The organism is Aeromonas sp. FDAARGOS 1407 (assembly GCF_019048725.1).
Taxonomy (GTDB): Bacteria; Pseudomonadota; Gammaproteobacteria; order Enterobacterales; family Aeromonadaceae; genus Aeromonas; species Aeromonas enteropelogenes.
Genome location: NZ_CP077399.1, coordinates 2,637,920 through 2,654,951, shown reverse-complemented (window position 1 = coordinate 2,654,951; position 17,032 = coordinate 2,637,920). Strand labels below are relative to the sequence as shown.

14 protein-coding genes and 1 tRNA gene are annotated in these 17,032 nt (G+C 59.3%); 6 read left to right on the top strand and 9 right to left on the bottom strand.

What is annotated here, in order from left to right; genetic code table 11:
* Positions 1–18 precede the first annotated feature (18 nt).
* From I6L37_RS12735 to tadA, 6 genes are all read right to left on the bottom strand, one after another.
* Entirely contained in the window at positions 19–1,341 is a 1,323-nt protein-coding gene (locus I6L37_RS12735) for a hemolysin family protein (protein ID WP_216992017.1), read from the bottom strand.
* 188 nt (positions 1,342–1,529) lie between these two features.
* Positions 1,530–2,240 (bottom strand): phosphate signaling complex protein PhoU, encoded by a 711-nt coding sequence (gene phoU / locus I6L37_RS12730; protein ID WP_042025462.1) that lies wholly within the window; start codon positions 2,238–2,240, stop codon positions 1,530–1,532.
* A gap of 102 nt (positions 2,241–2,342) precedes the next feature.
* Positions 2,343–3,161: a phosphate ABC transporter ATP-binding protein PstB gene (gene pstB, locus I6L37_RS12725; protein ID WP_042071957.1), complete on the bottom strand. Its 819-nt coding sequence runs from the start codon at positions 3,159–3,161 to the stop codon at positions 2,343–2,345.
* Between the two features lie 204 nt (positions 3,162–3,365).
* Positions 3,366–5,015 carry a phosphate ABC transporter permease PstA gene (gene pstA / locus I6L37_RS12720; RefSeq protein ID WP_216992016.1) on the bottom strand — a complete coding sequence of 550 codons (1,650 nt, stop codon included), beginning with the start codon at positions 5,013–5,015 and terminating at the stop codon, positions 3,366–3,368.
* Between the two features lie 16 nt (positions 5,016–5,031).
* Positions 5,032–7,269, bottom strand: a complete 2,238-nt coding sequence (locus I6L37_RS12715) for an ABC transporter permease subunit (RefSeq protein ID WP_216992015.1) — start codon at positions 7,267–7,269, stop codon at positions 5,032–5,034.
* 217 nt (positions 7,270–7,486) lie between these two features.
* The gene (gene tadA / locus I6L37_RS12710) at positions 7,487–8,041 is read right to left on the bottom strand and encodes a tRNA adenosine(34) deaminase TadA (protein WP_216992014.1); all 555 of its coding nucleotides are present in this window, start codon (positions 8,039–8,041) and stop codon (positions 7,487–7,489) included.
* 225 nt (positions 8,042–8,266) lie between these two features.
* Here tadA and I6L37_RS12705 point away from each other — a divergent pair.
* The 4 genes from I6L37_RS12705 (at position 8,267) to aceA (ending at position 12,385) form a co-directional block, all read left to right on the top strand.
* Positions 8,267–8,343: transfer RNA gene (locus I6L37_RS12705), tRNA-Pro, on the top strand.
* A gap of 221 nt (positions 8,344–8,564) precedes the next feature.
* Positions 8,565–8,705, top strand: coding sequence for a hypothetical protein (locus I6L37_RS12700; RefSeq protein WP_167335331.1), 141 nt, complete (start codon positions 8,565–8,567; stop codon positions 8,703–8,705).
* A gap of 685 nt (positions 8,706–9,390) precedes the next feature.
* On the top strand, positions 9,391–10,998 hold the full coding sequence (gene aceB, locus I6L37_RS12695) for a malate synthase A (protein ID WP_216992013.1): 1,608 nt from the start codon (positions 9,391–9,393) through the stop codon (positions 10,996–10,998).
* Positions 10,999–11,071: 73 nt separating this feature from the next.
* Positions 11,072–12,385, top strand: coding sequence for an isocitrate lyase (gene aceA / locus I6L37_RS12690; RefSeq protein WP_026456134.1), 1,314 nt, complete (start codon positions 11,072–11,074; stop codon positions 12,383–12,385).
* A gap of 102 nt (positions 12,386–12,487) precedes the next feature.
* Here the strand turns inward: aceA and hda are convergent, their stop codons facing one another.
* The 3 genes from hda to upp form a co-directional block, all read right to left on the bottom strand.
* The gene (hda, locus tag I6L37_RS12685; RefSeq protein WP_042071964.1) at positions 12,488–13,189 is read right to left on the bottom strand and encodes a DnaA inactivator Hda; all 702 of its coding nucleotides are present in this window, start codon (positions 13,187–13,189) and stop codon (positions 12,488–12,490) included.
* 102 nt (positions 13,190–13,291) lie between these two features.
* Complete coding sequence (locus tag I6L37_RS12680; protein WP_216992012.1) at positions 13,292–14,311, bottom strand: DUF2066 domain-containing protein; 1,020 nt, start codon at positions 14,309–14,311, stop codon at positions 13,292–13,294.
* A 141-nt stretch (positions 14,312–14,452) separates the two neighbouring features.
* The gene (gene upp / locus I6L37_RS12675) at positions 14,453–15,079 is read right to left on the bottom strand and encodes a uracil phosphoribosyltransferase (protein ID WP_026456137.1); all 627 of its coding nucleotides are present in this window, start codon (positions 15,077–15,079) and stop codon (positions 14,453–14,455) included.
* 176 nt (positions 15,080–15,255) lie between these two features.
* Between upp and purM the strand changes: the two genes are divergently transcribed.
* Positions 15,256–16,293 carry a phosphoribosylformylglycinamidine cyclo-ligase gene (purM, locus tag I6L37_RS12670; RefSeq protein WP_216992011.1) on the top strand — a complete coding sequence of 346 codons (1,038 nt, stop codon included), beginning with the start codon at positions 15,256–15,258 and terminating at the stop codon, positions 16,291–16,293.
* On the top strand, positions 16,290–16,928 hold the full coding sequence (gene purN / locus I6L37_RS12665; RefSeq protein ID WP_216992010.1) for a phosphoribosylglycinamide formyltransferase: 639 nt from the start codon (positions 16,290–16,292) through the stop codon (positions 16,926–16,928). Before purM ends, purN begins: the two co-directional genes overlap by 4 nt.
* The last annotated feature ends 104 nt before the right edge of the window (positions 16,929–17,032 follow it).

The following is a 17,032-nucleotide window of genomic DNA, read 5'->3' as shown; positions in this document are numbered from 1 at the left end:
CTCCTTGTGTCGATCCTTTTACGATTCCTGCGCGGGCTTCTCGGCTGCCGCCACCGGATCCAGCCGGGTGACCAGCAGCTGGTCAATCTTGTAGCTGTCGATATCCACCACTTCGAACTTGTAACCGGCATATTTGACCGAGTCGGTCCGCTTGGGGATCTTGCGCAGCATGTACATTATGAAACCGGCGATGGTCTCGTAGTTCTGGTTTTCCGGAAACTCTTCGATATCAAAGGCGCGCATCACGTCGGAGATGGGGGTCACCCCGTCCACCAGCCAGGAGTTCTCGTCGCGCTGGACGATCTGCTCCTCCACCACATGGGTCGCCCACTCGCCCATGACGGTGCTCATCAGATCGTTCATGGTGACGATCCCCACCACCAGGGCATACTCGTTCATCACCACGGCAAAGTCACCACGATGGTTCTTGAAGTACTCCATCGCCTCGTAGAGGTTCAGGGTGTCGGGCAGAATGATGACACTCTGCACCAGGGAGCCGCTGTTGAGATCGATGTTCTGGCCACCGATGACGCGGATCAGCAGCTCCTTGGAATCGACGAAGCCCTTGACGCTGTCGAGGTTGTGGTCACACACCAGGAACTTGTTGTGGGGATGCTCGGCGATCTTGGCCTTGATGCTCTCCTCCCCCTCTTGCAGGGTGAAGTAGATGAGGCTCTCGCGCGCGGTCATGGCGGAGGTCACGCACAGGGACTGCAGCTCAAACACGTTCTCGATGAGCTGGTGCTCCTCGCGCTGGATGACGCCGGCCTCGGCGCCCGCATCCATCACCGCATAGATGTCGTCAGAGGTGATCTCGTCACGGCGCACCGTCGAGATGCGCAGCATGCGGAACAGGGTATTGGCCAGCCCGTTGAACACCCACACCAGTGGCAACAGCACGGCGACGAAGAACATCATAGGGCGCACCACCACCACGGCGATCCGCTCGGGCATGGTCATGGCCAGGCGCTTGGGCATCAGGTCGGCCAGCAGGATGAACATGCCGGTGACGAACACGAAGGAGATGCCCGAGCTGATCTCGCCAAGCCAGGGGCCCTGATAGAAGCCGGAGACGATCTCCTTGATGGCGGGGTTGAGTGAGGATTCCCCCAAGATACCGCCCAGGATGGCGACGGTATTGAGACCAATCTGCACCACGGTGAAAAAGTTGCCCGGCTGGGCTTGCAGTGCCAGCACCTTTTCGGCCTGGCGATTGCCTTCGTCCGCCATCACCTGCAACTTGATCTTGCGGGACGCGGCGAGAGAGATCTCGGAAAGGGAAAAGAACACACTGCCGGCGACCAGCAGTATCAAAAAAAACAAACTATCGGCAAAACTCATGATTAACCTATTGCAACAGCCGCCTTAGCACAAGACGGCAAACTGGGCCCGGGAGGCCGGACCGTGAGTCCATCCGGGACTCACAAGGGGGCTATTCTATCAGAAAACGACCAGCGATGCGCTTTATCTTACTCTGTCCTTCGATGCAATAAAAAAAGGCGCTTTCGCGCCTTTTTATTCATATCGGGTCAGCTTTTCCCCAAAAGAGTGCCCAGATCGTCCGTCTTGGTGTGACGCACGTCCTTGCCCTTGACGTAATAGACGATGTATTCGCAGATGTGTTGGCAGCGATCGCCCACCCGCTCGATGGCCCGCGCCGCCCACAGCACGTTCAGCACCTGGGGAATGGTACGGGGATCTTCCATCATGTAGGTCATCAGTTCACGAATGATGGACTCGTACTCCCGATCCACCTTGTCGTCTTCCTTGTAAACCGCCAGCGCCGCATCGAGATCCATGCGGGCGAAGGCATCAAGCACATCGTGCAGCATCTTGATGGTACGACGGCCCATATTTTCAAGCGACACCAACGGCGGTTGGGGCTTGTTGGCGTTGTCGGTCAGCATGCGGGCGATCTTGTCCGCCACATCGCCAATACGCTCCAGATCCGTGATGGTCTTGATGATGGCCATCACCAGCCGCAAGTCGGAGGCGGTGGGCTGACGCTTGGCGATGATGCGGGTGCACTCCTCGTCGATGGCCACTTCCATCGCGTTCACCTTGTGGTCGTTGGCGACGATCTTGCGCGCCGCTTCCAGATCCTGATCGTGGATGGCCGCGATGGCGTCGGTGAGCTGCTGCTCCACCATGCCGCCCATCACCAGCACCTGGTTGCGCACTCCCTCCAGCTCGGCATTGAACTGACCGGAGATATGTTTGTTGAGGTTCATATTGTCCATACAAATAATCCTTGTTGCTCCGATTATGCCCTAGCCGTTGCACTGACCGGTAATCTGTTTGTTGATGCTCATCTTGCTCATCCTCATGGCACCGGTCAGGCCTTAGCCGTAACGGCCGGTGATGTAGTCTTCGGTCTTCTTCTTGGCCGGAGTGGTGAAGATGGTGTTGGTGTCCGAGTACTCGATGAGCTCGCCCATGTACATGAAGGCGGTCTGATCCGACACCCGCGCCGCCTGCTGCATGTTGTGGGTGACGATCACCACGGTGAACTGGCTCTTGAGCTCGTTGATCAGCTCCTCGATGGTGAGGGTGGAGATGGGATCGAGCGCCGAGGTGGGTTCATCGAGCAGCAGTACTTCCGGCTCGATGGCGATGGCCCGGGCAATCACCAGACGCTGCTGCTGACCACCGGAGAGGCCAAACGCGTTGTCATGCAGACGATCCTTCACCTCCTCCCACAGGGCCGCGCCGCGCAGGGAGCGCTCGGCCGCGTCATCCAGGGTACGGCGATCGTTGATGCCCTGCAGGCGCAGGCCGTAGACCACGTTCTCGTAGATGGACTTGGGGAAGGGGTTCGGACGCTGGAACACCATGCCTACCTGACGGCGCAGGGCGGAGACATCGACGTTCTTGTCGTAGATGTTGTGACCGTGCAGCTGGATCTCGCCATCGATGCGGCAGCTTTCGACCAGATCGTTCATCCGGTTGATGCAGCGCAGCAGGGTGGACTTGCCGCAGCCGGACGGGCCGATAAAGGCGGTGACCTGCCCTTTCGGGATCTTCATGTTGACGTTGAACAACGCCTGCTTGCTGCCGTAGTACAGGTTGAGATCCTTCACTTCCAGCGCTGTCTGGGCCGGGCTCAGGTTGAGCAGATCCAGCGTGGTGTGCTGGCTCGACGGTGTCGTTACGTTGATCATCTGTTACCTCAAAAACGCTCTGGGGTGGCTGGCATCCGTTGTGCCAGCGACCGGGATCCTCGGGTGGCGGCCATGGCCTCTTTTGTCAGAGTGCCATCGACCGCCTGGTCTGTTCTGGGTGGCCGGATTAATGTTCCAGCGACCGGAATTTCTCACGCAGGTGGTTGCGAATACCAATGCCTGTGATGCCCGTCAGGTTCATCATCAATGCTCCAAAGAACGGAACTTCTCCCGCAAGTGGTTGCGAATACCGATGGCCGTCAGGTTGAGGCCGACGATCACCGTCACCAGCAGGAACGAGGTGGCATACACCAGCGGTCGCGCCGCCTCGACGTTGGGGCTCTGGAAGCCGACGTCGTAGATGTGGAAGCCCAGGTGCATGAACTTGCGCTCCACGTGCAGGTACGGGAAGTTGCCATCCATCGGCAGGGTCGGCGCCAGTTTCACCACCCCCACCAGCATCAGGGGGGCCACCTCACCGGCCGCACGGGCAATCGCCAGAATGAGGCCGGTCATGATGGCCGGGCTCGCCATCGGCAGCACGATGCGCCACAGAGTCTCGGCCTGGGTGGCCCCCAGCGCCAGAGAGCCCTGGCGAATAGTGCTGGGGATCCGGGCCAGCCCCTCTTCAGTGGAGACGATCACTACCGGCAGGGTCAGGATGGCCAGGGTCAGCGCCGACCAGATGACACCGGGAGAGCCAAAGGTCGGGCTCGGCAGCGCTTCCGGATAGAAGAGCGCATCGATGGAACCGCCCAGGGTGTAGACGAAGAAGCCCAGACCAAACACGCCGTAAACGATGGAGGGCACGCCCGCCAGGTTGATCACCGCGATGCGGATGATCTTGGTCAGGCTGTTCTTGCCCGCGTACTCGTGCAGGTAGACCGCCGCCACCACGCCGAGCGGGGTCACGATGATCGCCATCAGGAACACCATGAAGACGGTGCCGAAGATGGCCGGGAAGACGCCGCCCTCGGTGTTCGCCTCACGGGGATCGTCGGAGATGAACTTGCCGATTTGATGGAACCAGTAACCGGTCTTGGCGAGCAGGCTCATGTCGTTGGGCCACACCACGTCCAGCACCTTGGACATGGGCATGGTCACCAGCTCGCCACGCATGTCCTTGACGGTGATGCTGTCTCTGTCCGCCTGGGCACGCAGGGAGAAGAGCTCCTTCTCCAGCACCTGATAGCGATCGTTCAGCACCTGGCGCTCGTTCGCCAGCTGGGCCTTGAGCTCATCGGTCAGCTGATCATCCAGCTCGGCCTTGCGCTCTTTGAGGCGCAGCCGTTCCAGCTGATAGTTGATGCTGCCGATGTCACCTTTTTGCAGGTCATTGGCCTGTTCAGAAAGCCCGTTGGCACGTGCCAGCACGCGCTGCAGGGCCGGGTGCAGATCCGCAGTCAGCTCGCGGCCATCCTCCTTCACCCCGACGATGTAGCCGTAGAAGTTGCCGTTGGTGGCGCGCTCCACCATAGCGAGCTCGGCAGGTTGGGTCTGGGACTTGATGTCGGTCTCCAGCACCCAGCGAAAATCGAGGTCGACGAACTCGCGGTTGCCGGTCTTGACCAGATAGCGGGTCAGCAGCTCGCGCTCTTCTCCTTCCAGCGGCAGGCCGGCGGCCCGCAGCCGCTCCACCGGCACCAGCTCGCGATCGTTGATCTCGCCGATCAGCACGCTCTTGTTGCCATTGGCGTCTTCCAACTGCCACTCATAGATGGGGTGAGGCCAGAAGTAGACCAGACCGCGCCAGCCGATGAGCAGCAACAGACCCAGTACCGCGACCAGACTCAGGCTGACGGCGCCGCCGGTCATCCAGATCCAGGGGGCCCCTGATTTAAACCACTTACCCATTGTCATTCCTTGGTCCTTACAGAGAGCTGTATTTTTCACGCAACCGCTGACGGATGAACTCGGCCAGGGTGTTGAACAAGAAGGTGAACACGAACAGGACGAAGGCCGCGAGGAACAGCACCCGATAGTGGGAGCTGCCCACTTCCGACTCCGGCATCTCCACCGCGATGTTGGCGGCCAGGGTGCGCAGCCCCTGGAACATGGAGAAGTCCATGATGGGAGTATTGCCGGTGGCCATCAGCACTATCATGGTCTCGCCCACGGCGCGGCCAAGGCCCATCATCACCGCCGAGAAGATGCCCGGGCTCGCGGTCAGGATCACCACTCGACTCAGGGTCTGCCACGGCGTGGCACCGAGGGCCAGGGAGCCCTGGGTCAGGTGCTTGGGCACCGAGAAGACGGCGTCTTCGGCGATGGAGAAGATGGTGGGGATAACCGCAAAACCCATGGCGATCCCGACTACCAGGGAGTTGCGCTGATCAAACTTGATACCCATGTCATGGGTCAGCCAGATCCGGGAATCGCCGTGCATGAAGGCGTTCTCGATGAGCGGGCTCACCGCGAAGGCCCCCCAGCCGATGAAAAGCAGCACAGGGATCAGCAGGATGGCGTGCCACCCCTCCGGCAACCAGGACTTGCCGCGCTCCGGCAGATAGTTCCATACCAACGCAGTGAGCAGCATCCCCATGGGTAGCAGGATGAGCAGCAGTACCACGCCGGGCAGGGCTCCTTCTATGATGGGCGCGAGCCACAGACCCGCCAGAAAGCCCAGGATAACGGTCGGCAGCGCCGCCATGATCTCGACCGTCGGCTTGACGTATTTGCGCAGCCCCGCCGACATGAAGTAGGCGGTGTAGATGGCGCCGGCAACGCCGAGCGGCACCGCAAACACCATGGCGTAGAAGGAGGCCTTGAGGGTACCGAACACCAGCGGTACCAGGCTCAGCTTGGCTTCGAAGTCGTTGCTGGCGGAGGTGGACTGCCACACATACTGGGGCTCGGGGTAGCCTTCATACCACACCTGTTGCCACAGGGCGGACCAGGTTACCTCGGGGTGATCGTTCTCGACGGCAAACAGCTTGAGCGTCTCGCCCTGCTGCATCAGCAACAGATTGTGACGCGGCGAAATGGCCAGGGCAGAGAGCTCGCCCCCTTCCACCTTCTCGCTCAACAGCTTGCTCTCACCGGTAGCGTGGAAGAAATTGATGTCGCCCTTCTTGTTGGCACTGATGAAGCCCTTGCGAAAATGTTCCGGCGTCAGCAGGTCGACGGCACCGTCACTCTTGAAATCACGGATCTGGGTGAATTCACGCTTGCCATCTTTGGCCACTTCAAACCACTGGGAAATGACGCCGTTGTCGTTGCCCACCAGCAATGAAGAGGCGCCGGAGAGCAGATCAATCCGGGTCACGTTGGCATTGGGGGCATTGACCTCCATGACATCGCGCAGGGAGATCTCGCTCAGGTTGTGGATGTCATAGACGGAGAGACGGTTGCCCTCGCGCACGAACAGGATGCGCAGGTTGGGAGTCAGCAACATCTGATCCACATGACGTGGCAGGGACGGAATGCTGTAGTTCTGGGTGGTCCACTCCACCTCGCCGGAGAGGAAGTTCTCCTCCCCGCTCATCACCATCAGCACGCCGCGGCCATCCTCGGTCACGGCAGCAGCAGCCATCTTGTCCTTGGTGGCCTCGAACACCATGCGCGAGAGCGCCTTGCCCTCGGGATCGATCACCATGGGTTCCTTGCCAAACGGATATTGCAGGCTGGGCTCGATGACGCGCACGTCCTTGGGATAGGAGACCTTGAAGTAGGGCTGCACCACCTGGGCCTTACCATCGGCAAAGCCATAGGCGATGAACTTCTGGCCCGGCGCCGGTGCGGCCACGGTCGTGACCTCTCCTGCGACCCGATCCTGGCCCAGTATCTGGCCAACCTTGACCTCTCCCTCAGCCTGGAGGGCGAAGAAGTCGACCTGCCCCTTGTCGCTGAAGCGGTAGCCGATCTCGTTCTGCTCTTCGACGCCAAGCCAGGCGGTCTTGCCCTCTACGGGCAGCGAAAATGAGGCGGTCTGCTCCATGGAAGCACCATTGAAAATGGGCTTCACCACGTAGAGCAGATAGAAGAAAATAAGCAGCAGGGCCACCAGTACCAGGGCTCCCCCCGTGGTGACCCCGTATTTGGCCAACTTATCCTTGATACGGCGCTTTCTGCTGCCCGCCATACCTAAGTTTATCGATTCCGATGACATGCAAGACCTCAATGTGAGCTAGGCTTGGCGGCATTATATGGCGGTTGCATGACAGTTTTGTTACATGGAAGCCGCTTTTGCAGCGGCAGTAGGAGGGGATTTTACAGCATCGAAGATGGGTAAGATTTTGCCCATGTTGGCAAGGCTAACAGACTGTTTGAAAAGGCATAATTGACAAGAGTCGCGTGGGAGGCTGGAGGCAACCTCCCTCTGCGGATCAGCTGGATGAGCCGGCGGATTGTTGCAATGCCTGCTTGGCGGCTTTCTTCTCGGCGCGGCGGCGCTTGAAAAAGGCCGACAACTGAGCCGAGCAGGCCTCTGCCAGCACCCCCGCCGCCAATTCCACCCTGTGGTTATGACGCGGGTCCTGCAGGATCTCGAACACAGAGCCGGCCGCCCCCGTCTTCAGATCCCGCGCTCCGTACACCACCCGCTTGACCCGGCTATGAATGAGGGCGCCGGCGCACATGCAGCAAGGCTCCAGAGTCACATAGAGGGTGGTATCCAGCAGGCGGTAGTTCTCAAGGCGCTGTCCAGCGGCGCGGATGGCCATCACTTCGGCATGAGCGCAGGCATCGTGCTCGCTGATGGAGCGGTTCCAGCCCTCCCCGATCACCTCATTACCCAGCACCAGCACGGCCCCGACCGGGATCTCGCCGATCCCTTCGGCTCTGGCCGCCAATGCCATGGCGTGACGCATCCAGTGTTCGTCCTGCTCTGCCTGTGCCAACTCTGTCGGTGTTTGCACTGCGGCGACTGCTGATGGTTCCACCCATGCCTCTCTTGATTGATAGCTATGTCTCTGCCCCGGCTCGCGGCACCTTTTACAATAGACGCCCATGACGGGGCGGCGATTATGCCAAATCCGGCCGCAAGGCCCAAGTTGCATCTTGGTTGCACAAGAAAGAAGCAGTCGGCATCTCTATGATAAAAAAGGAGTTGCACCCATAGCGCCAGAACATTAGACTTCCTCTCCGTCAGCTCAGACTGACCTTGTCGGCGTGTAGCGCAGCCAGGTAGCGCACTGTCATGGGGTGTCAGGGGTCGGAGGTTCAAATCCTCTCACGCCGACCATCATTCCCCGAAATAGCCCAGTCAAACGACTGGGCTATTTTTTTGCCCGCATTTTCTATCGCCAGCCATCCCCACTTCGCAGGAACAAAAAATATACAGAACCGCTTGAATCTTTCATGTGAACTCATTAATATGCGCGACTTTCCGCCGGTAGCGAGACAAGGAGGTGGAAAATCGGTGAAGGGATCACACACCGGCTTGCGTTCAACCAAGGACCAAGCATGAAACAGACCACAGAGACCAGCCCCACCATCGCGCTTTTTACCGTCCCCCAAGACACCACCTGCCCCGCTGCATATGAAGATGTGCAGGTCATTCAACTGGATGTGATCGATCTGGCAGAGCCGGAAGAGGAGTACTAATCCCTTCCGGGGACATCGCCATGCACTTCACGACAGGCCTTTATGGCCTTTTTTTCCCCGATTTGAGAGCGTGCACACAAAAAACGATAAATCACTGCATCGACAGACAATCGCAGGATTATCCACCAATATGTCGCCCCCCTGCTCTCCTGACATTTTTCTCATCACCTGATACAAACCTACGTTATTGCCCTTCACTTTCCACCAGGATGGCAACCTGCGCCATTCATACCCATTAATGGTCATTTAGTTTAAAACAGACGTTCATCAGCAATAGCCAGAAAGGCCTGAGGCTGCATAGAGGCTTTCAAACTAAATTAATACAGCTGTTTTTCAAAAGCTTGGAGTAAGGTCGGGATTTGTTTTTGCATTTGTAATTTTATTACGTAATAAATTACATGGTAAGCCTATTTTCACCAGACCGAATTACCCATCACCCCGCGATGAAAAGCAGAAGCATAACCATCTGCGTAGAGCTTTTACACCAACTACATAAATCATTAAAAAACATAAAGTTAATCATCACCCAAAAACGGGTGTTTAAAAAAAGTTGTTGACGCAATCGGCAATATTTCGCACCGTATGAAACGTGTTATCCCGTTGTTACGGGAAGATTACAGGAACAGGGATCGACTTTAGTCGTAGTTAATAAGTTCAAAATGTAATTCTCAAAGGAGTGAATCTTATGTCGGCACCAGCCCAGACCCACTGCAGCGCACGCCTTCGCATCCAGGGCGCCATGCTTCCCGATTACGCGCAAATCCTGACGCCGGACGCAGTGGCCCTGGTATCCGAACTGGTGGAACGTTTTGCCCCCCAGCGAGACGAATTGCTGAAACAACGTGTGGCCCGTCAGGCTCGCATTGATGGCGGTGAGCTGCCGGACTTCCTGCCGGAGACTGCCCACATCCGCGAGGGTAACTGGACCATTCGTGGTATCCCTGCCGACCTGCAGGATCGCCGCGTGGAGATCACCGGCCCGGTCGAGCGCAAGATGGTGATCAACGCCCTCAACGCCAACGTCAAGGTCTTCATGGCTGACTTCGAAGACTCCCTAGCGCCGGCCTGGAACAAGGTGATCGAGGGTCAAATCAACCTGCGCGATGCGGTGAACGGCACCATTGCCTATACCAGCCCCGAGGGCAAGGCCTATACCCTCAATGCCGATCCGGCCATACTCATCTGCCGGGTGCGCGGTCTGCACCTGCCGGAAAAACATGTCACCTTCGATGGGGAACCCATCCCTGGCGGCCTGTTCGACTTCGCCCTCTACTTCCTGCACAACTATCAGGCGCTGCTGGCTAAAGGCTCCGGTCCCTACTTCTACGTACCCAAGTTGCAGAGCCATCTCGAGGGGCGCTGGTGGAGCGAGGTGTTCGCCTGGACCGAAGACAAGTTCGGCCTGCCCCGCGGCACCATCAAGGCCACCGTGCTGATCGAGACCCTGCCGGCGGTGTTCGAGATGGACGAACTGCTCTATCAGATGAAGGATCATATCGTCGCCCTCAACTGCGGCCGCTGGGACTACATCTTCAGCTACATCAAGACGCTGAAGAATCACCCGGATCGCGTCCTGCCGGATCGCCAGGTAGTGACCATGGACAAGCCGTTCCTCTCCGCCTACTCGCGGCTGCTCATCAAGACCTGTCACAAGCGCGGCGCCCTGGCCATGGGCGGCATGGCGGCCTTTATTCCGGCCAAGGATCCGGCGGTCAACGAACAGGTCTTTGCCAAGGTGCATGCCGACAAGCAGCGTGAGGCCGACAACGGTCACGACGGCACCTGGGTGGCCCACCCGGGGCTGGCCGACACCGCCATGGCGGTGTTCAACGCCGCCATCCCGGCCGGTGCACAGAACCAGATCGGCGTGCTGCGTGAACAGGATGCTCCCATCACTGCCGCCGACCTGCTGGCCCCCTGCGAGGGCGAGCGCACCGAAGCTGGCATGCGCACCAACATCCGGGTTGCCCTGCAGTATCTGGAGGCCTGGATCAACGGTAACGGCTGCGTACCCATCTATGGCTTGATGGAAGATGCGGCCACCGCCGAGATCTCCCGTACCTCCATCTGGCAATGGATCCGCCACGGCAAGAGCCTCTCCAACGGCCAGGTGGTGACCAAGGATCTGTTCCGCCAGATGCTGGCCGAAGAGCAGGAGGTGGTCAAACGCGAAGTAGGTGAGGCCCGCTGGCAGGCTGGTCGCTTTGCCGAGGCGAGCGAGCTGATGGAGCAGATCACCTGCGCTGATACCCTGATCGATTTTCTGACGCTGCCCGGTTACGAGCGGCTCTGAATCACGGGCCCCGGAGGGGGCTCGCCAATAACAAGTCAATGGAAACGTGAAATCAATGAAAGAGGGAACTGATATGGCACTGACCCGTGAGCAACAGATCCAGGCTATCGAGAAAGACTGGGCCCAAAACCCCCGCTGGAAAGGGATCAAACGCGGCTACAGCGCCGAGGACGTGGTGAACCTGCGCGGCAGCTTGCAGCCGCAGCACACCCTGGCCCAACGCGGCGCCGACAAACTGTGGGAGCTGATCCACGGCGAGGCCAAAAAAGGTTACGTGAACTGCCTCGGCGCCCTGACCGGCGGCCAGGCGGTGCAGCAGGCCAAAGCCGGCATCGAGGCCATCTACCTCTCCGGCTGGCAGGTCGCAGCGGACAACAACCTCTCCTCCACCATGTATCCGGATCAGTCCCTCTATCCGGCCAACTCGGTACCGTCGGTGGTGGAGCGCATCAACAACTCCTTCGCCCGTGCCGACCAGATCCAGTGGGCCAACAAGGTAGGGCCGCAGGATGAGGGCTTCATCGACTACTTCCTGCCCATAGTGGCAGATGCCGAAGCCGGTTTTGGTGGCGTGCTGAACGCCTTCGAACTGATGAAGGGAATGATCGAGGCAGGTGCCGCCGGCGTACACTTTGAAGATCAGCTCGCTTCCGTGAAAAAATGCGGCCACATGGGTGGCAAGGTGCTGGTCCCGACCCAGGAAGCGGTGCAGAAACTGGTGGCAGCCCGTCTGGCAGCCGACGTCTGCGGCACCACTACTCTGGTGATCGCTCGTACCGACGCCAACGCGGCGGATCTCCTGACCACGGATGCAGATCCTTACGATGCCGACTTCCTGACCGGCGAGCGCACCGCCGAAGGCTTCTACAAGGTACGTGCCGGCATCGATCAGGCGATTGCCCGTGGTCTGGCTTACGCCCCCTACGCAGACATGGTGTGGTGTGAAACCGCCAAGCCGGATCTGGACGAGGCACGCAAGTTTGCCGAAGCGATCAAGGCCAAGTTCCCGGATCGCATCCTGGCCTACAACTGCTCCCCGAGCTTCAACTGGAAGAAGAACCTGGACGATGCCACCATCGCCCGCTTCCAGCAAGAGCTGTCCGACATGGGTTACAAGTACCAGTTCATCACCCTGGCGGGCATCCACAACATGTGGTTCCACATGTATGAGCTGGCCTACCAGTACGCCCGTGGCGAAGGGATGAAGCACTATGTCGAGATGGTGCAGCAGCCCGAGTTTGCCGCCGCCGAGCGTGGCTACACCTTCGTGGCGCACCAGCAGGAAGTGGGTACCGGTTACTTTGACAAGGTGACCACCGTAATCCAGGGTGGCCAATCCTCGGTGACCGCTTTAACGGGTTCCACCGAAGAGGATCAGTTCCACTGATTATCTAACGGTAGCAATCAAAAACCCCGGCCTGATGCCGGGGTTTCTTTTTGTCCGCTTGCCAGCTCACTCCAAAGAGAGTCACCAAACGTGACGGGGGTATCAGAGCTCGAGGATCTCTTTGACGAAGGGGATGGTGAGCTTTCGCTTGGCGCGAAATGAGGCATTGTCGAGCTGATTGAGGGTAGTAAGCAGGGTGCGCATGTCGCGGGAGAGGCGGTTTAGCAGGAAACGACCCACGTCGATGGGCAGTTTGAAGCCCCGCAGCTCGGCACGCAACTGCAGGGCACTGAGCTTGCCTTCATCATCCAGCTCATCGAGATGGAAACTTACCCCCCAGTCGAGGCGGGAGGCGAGATCCGGCAGTTGCAGCCCCAGTTTGCGCGGCGCACTGCAGCCGGTCACGATGAGGGTTCCCTCGCCCTTCTCCTTCCAACGATTGTAAAAATCGAACAGGGCGCGCTCCCACAAGTCATTGCCGGCGATGGCTTCCAGGCTGTCGAGACAGACCAGCGGCAGGCTCTCGAGGGCATCCAGCATGCTGGGATCCAGCTGTTCGAACTGATCGAGGGAGAGATAGGCAGCGGCTGCGTCGCGGGCGTTGACCTCGGCACAGGTCGCATGGAGCAGGTGGGAACGCCCCGACCCCTTGGCTCCCCAGAAATAGAGGAAAGGAGCCCCCTGACCAATGGCCGCGTTTTTCAGGGCGGTGATCAGATGAGCATTGTTGCCGGGATAAAAACTGACGAAGGTTTCATCGTCCGGTAGTTGTACGGCTAAAGACAGTTGGGCCGGTTGCTTCACTCGTTAGGCTTTGACTGTGACATTTGCTACCAAGTGTATCATCGCCGGGCCGGATAGAGAACCGCCCGGACGAGCCGGGCGGTATACAAAAGCCTTATAAAATCAGGGCTGCGACCATTGGTAACGCAATGCGCTGCCATTATCGTCAACCCGATGCAGGCGGCTCTCGAGCTGAAGCATGCGGGCCAGCTCGGCCTGATCACCCTGCAGGGTGAAATTGAAGGTGACCTGGTCCCCTTCCAGTTTGCCAATCTCCACCTTGCTCACGTTGGCCATCCCCTGCAGCATCTTCTGCACGGCGATCATGCTGTCCACATCGGAAAGCCCACTCACCACCAGACTCTGGCTGGAGGCCGGCCCCGAGACGCGGGCACCATAGTTTTTCACCAACCAGCCTGCCAGGGTATCGGCAAAGCCCTGTGCCACCTCGGCCTGGGAGCCAGCACCATTGCCCCGGGTCAGCTCGGCCACCTCACCACCGGCCTTGGGTCCGTAGAGACCCCAGTCGATGTTCCACTTCTCCCCTTCCGGCGTCAGCTTGCCCAGCACCACCATCTCGGCGCCATAGCGCTGACTCGCCTTGAGGATGGGATCGGCGAAACGGCCCCACACATCGGTCGCACTGACCGCCATGTTGTCGTCCAGATCCATCAGCGGAATGCTGACTGGCAGCCCCAATGTCTGGGCCTGTTCACGCAGGGCCCTGGCCCAACCATCGGCGGATTGATCCGCAAGCAGGCGGCGCTCCCCCTGATCCACTACCAGCCAGATCGCCACCTGGGGGCGCACCGGACCCAGCAGGGCATACTGGCTGTCGGCCACCAGCCGGCTGACCTTGTCGCTCTTGAATTCGGCCTTCAGATACTTGACCGAATCCAGATCCTGATAGCCGTAGCTCTTTACATAGTCGCCGGGAGCCGCCAACGCCTTGGCCACCGCTGGCTGGCTGAGGATATCCCGCTTGCCGGTCACCTTGACCAGAACTTCTCCCAACGCCTGGGACTGGGCCGCCGTCATATCGCCGCTGGTGGGCGCCTTGCCCTGATAGAGATCGGTCACCTGGGCGGCAGAGGCCATGAAGGAGAGACCGCAACAAAGAGCGGTGATTGCGCGTTTGAACATGAATATCATCTCGAACAGGGAGCCTGTGGCTATGGTAGCGGCAAGGCGCGCCATGCGGCAAGGCTGCCAGAAACAACAGAGCCGGCAGAACGCCGGCTCGGAGTGCCGCTCACCCGAACAGGGGCGGCTGATTGCATCGGCTTACTTGGTGCCGAAGATCTTGTCACCGGCATCGCCCAGACCCGGGACGATATAGCCCTTCTCGTTCAGCCCCTTGTCGATGGAGGCACAGAACAGTTCCACGTCCGGGTGAGCGGCTTCCAACGCCTTGATCCCTTCCGGGGCGGCAACCAGCACCAGCACCTTGATGGAGTGGCAGCCTTTCTTTTTCAGCAGGTCGATGGTGGCGATCATGGAGCCGCCGGTGGCCAGCATGGGGTCGATAACCAGGGCCAGACGCTCGTCGATGTTGCTGACGATCTTCTCGAAGTAAGGTACCGGCTGCAGGGTCTCTTCATCGCGGTAGATGCCGACCACGCTGACGCGAGCGCTCGGCATGTGCTCCAGCACGCCGTCCATCATGCCCAGACCGGCACGCAGGATGGGCACGACTGTGACCTTCTTGCCCTTGATCTGGTCAACTTCTACTGGCCCATTCCAGCCATCAATGGTAACCTTCTCCGTTTCGAAGTCAGAGGTCGCTTCGTAGGTCAGCAAACTGCCCACTTCTTTGGCCAGTTCACGGAAACGCTTGGTGCTGATATCGCCTTCACGCATCAGACCGATCTTGTGTTTGACCAGGGGATGTTTGACTTCAACGACTTTCATTATTATCTCCTCTAACTGCCGCAAAAAAAATCGCGGAATCATACAACAAAAGCCGCCGCTTGTAGAGTTTTTCCGCGCAAAAATGCGCAAACGATTTCCTTTCTGGTTTTTCCCCCGCACTGCTAGAATACGCCCCGAATTTTACCCTCCACTTCTTCACATGACGGGGAATACTCGTGACAGACAAAACCTCACTGAGCTACAAGGATGCTGGCGTGGATATTGATGCCGGCAATGCACTGGTTGAACGTATCAAGGGCGTGTCCAAACGCACTCGTCGTCCTGAAGTCCTTGGTGGTCTTGGCGGCTTTGGGGCCTTGTGTCAAATCCCTGCGGGCTACAAGGAGCCGGTGCTGGTCTCCGGCACTGATGGGGTGGGCACCAAGCTGCGCCTGGCCATCGATCTGAAAAAACACGACACCGTGGGCATCGATCTGGTGGCCATGTGCGTCAACGATCTCATCGTGCAGGGTGCCGAGCCTCTGTTCTTCCTCGACTACTATGCCACCGGCAAGCTGGATGTGGACACAGCCGCCGCCGTGGTCACCGGCATCGGTGAAGGTTGCGAGCAGTCCGGATGCGCCCTGGTGGGCGGCGAAACCGCCGAGATGCCGGGCATGTATGAGGGGGATGACTACGATATCGCCGGTTTCTGCGTCGGCGTGGTCGAGAAGAGCGAGATCATCGACGGCAGCAAGGTCGGCGAAGGGGATGCCCTGATCGCCCTGGCCGCCAGCGGGCCCCACTCCAACGGCTTCTCCCTCATTCGCAAGATCCTGGAAGTCTCCCAGGCCGACGTGCATCAGCCGCTGGGTGACACCACTCTGGCAAATGCCCTGCTGGAGCCGACTCGTATCTATGTGAAACCTGTGCTCAAGCTCATCAAGGAGTGCGAGATCCACGCTCTGTCCCACATCACCGGCGGCGGCTTCTGGGAAAACATCCCGCGCGTGCTGCCGGCCAACACCCAGGCGGTGATCGACGAGCAGAGCTGGCAATGGCCGGCGGTGTTCAGCTGGCTGCAAGAGGCCGGCAACGTTACCCGTCACGAGATGTATCGCACCTTCAACTGCGGCGTCGGCATGATCATCGCCCTGCCGGCAGATCAGCTTGAAAAAGCGCTGACCCTGCTCAAGGCCGAAGGCGAGAACGCCTGGCACATCGGCCATATCGCCAAGGCGGCCGATGGCGAGGAGCAGGTCATCATCCAATGATGCGGATCCTGGTCCTTATCTCCGGCAGCGGCAGTAACCTGCAGGCGATTCTCGACAGTTGCGCCGCTGGCAAGATTGCCGGGGAAGTGGTTGGCGTCATCAGCAACAAGGCCGATGCCTATGGTCTGGTGCGCGCCAGGGAAGCCGGCGTGGCCACCAACATCCTCGCCCAGCAGCAGTTTGCCGACCGGGCGGAGTATGACGCCGCCCTGCTGGCACTGATGGCGGACTATCAGCCCGATCTGGTGGTGCTGGCCGGGTTTATGCGGATCCTGAGTGCCGCTCTGGTACGTCACTTCGCGGGGAAGATGATCAATATCCATCCCTCCCTGCTGCCCAAGTATCAGGGGCTGCACACCCACCAGCGCGCCATCGACGCAGGTGACGACGAACACGGCGCCAGCGTCCACTTCGTCACCGAAGAACTCGATGGCGGCCCGGTGATCCTGCAGGCCCGCGTTCCCATCTTTGAGGGGGATGAAGCTGATGAAGTGGCAGCAAGGGTACAGGCCCAGGAGCACAGCATCTACCCGCTGGTGGTGCAGTGGTTCTGTCAGGGTCGGCTGCGGATGCAGGAGGGCGCCGCCTTCCTGGATGGCGCACGACTCGGCCCGGCGGGTTATGCCAGCGAGTAACCGCTAACTGCAGCATGCGCAATGTCACAAGGGAGGCTTTGGCCTCCCTTGTCATTTCTATCGACCACCACAATTGCTGCTGTCAGGTCCGATTACGCCGCTAC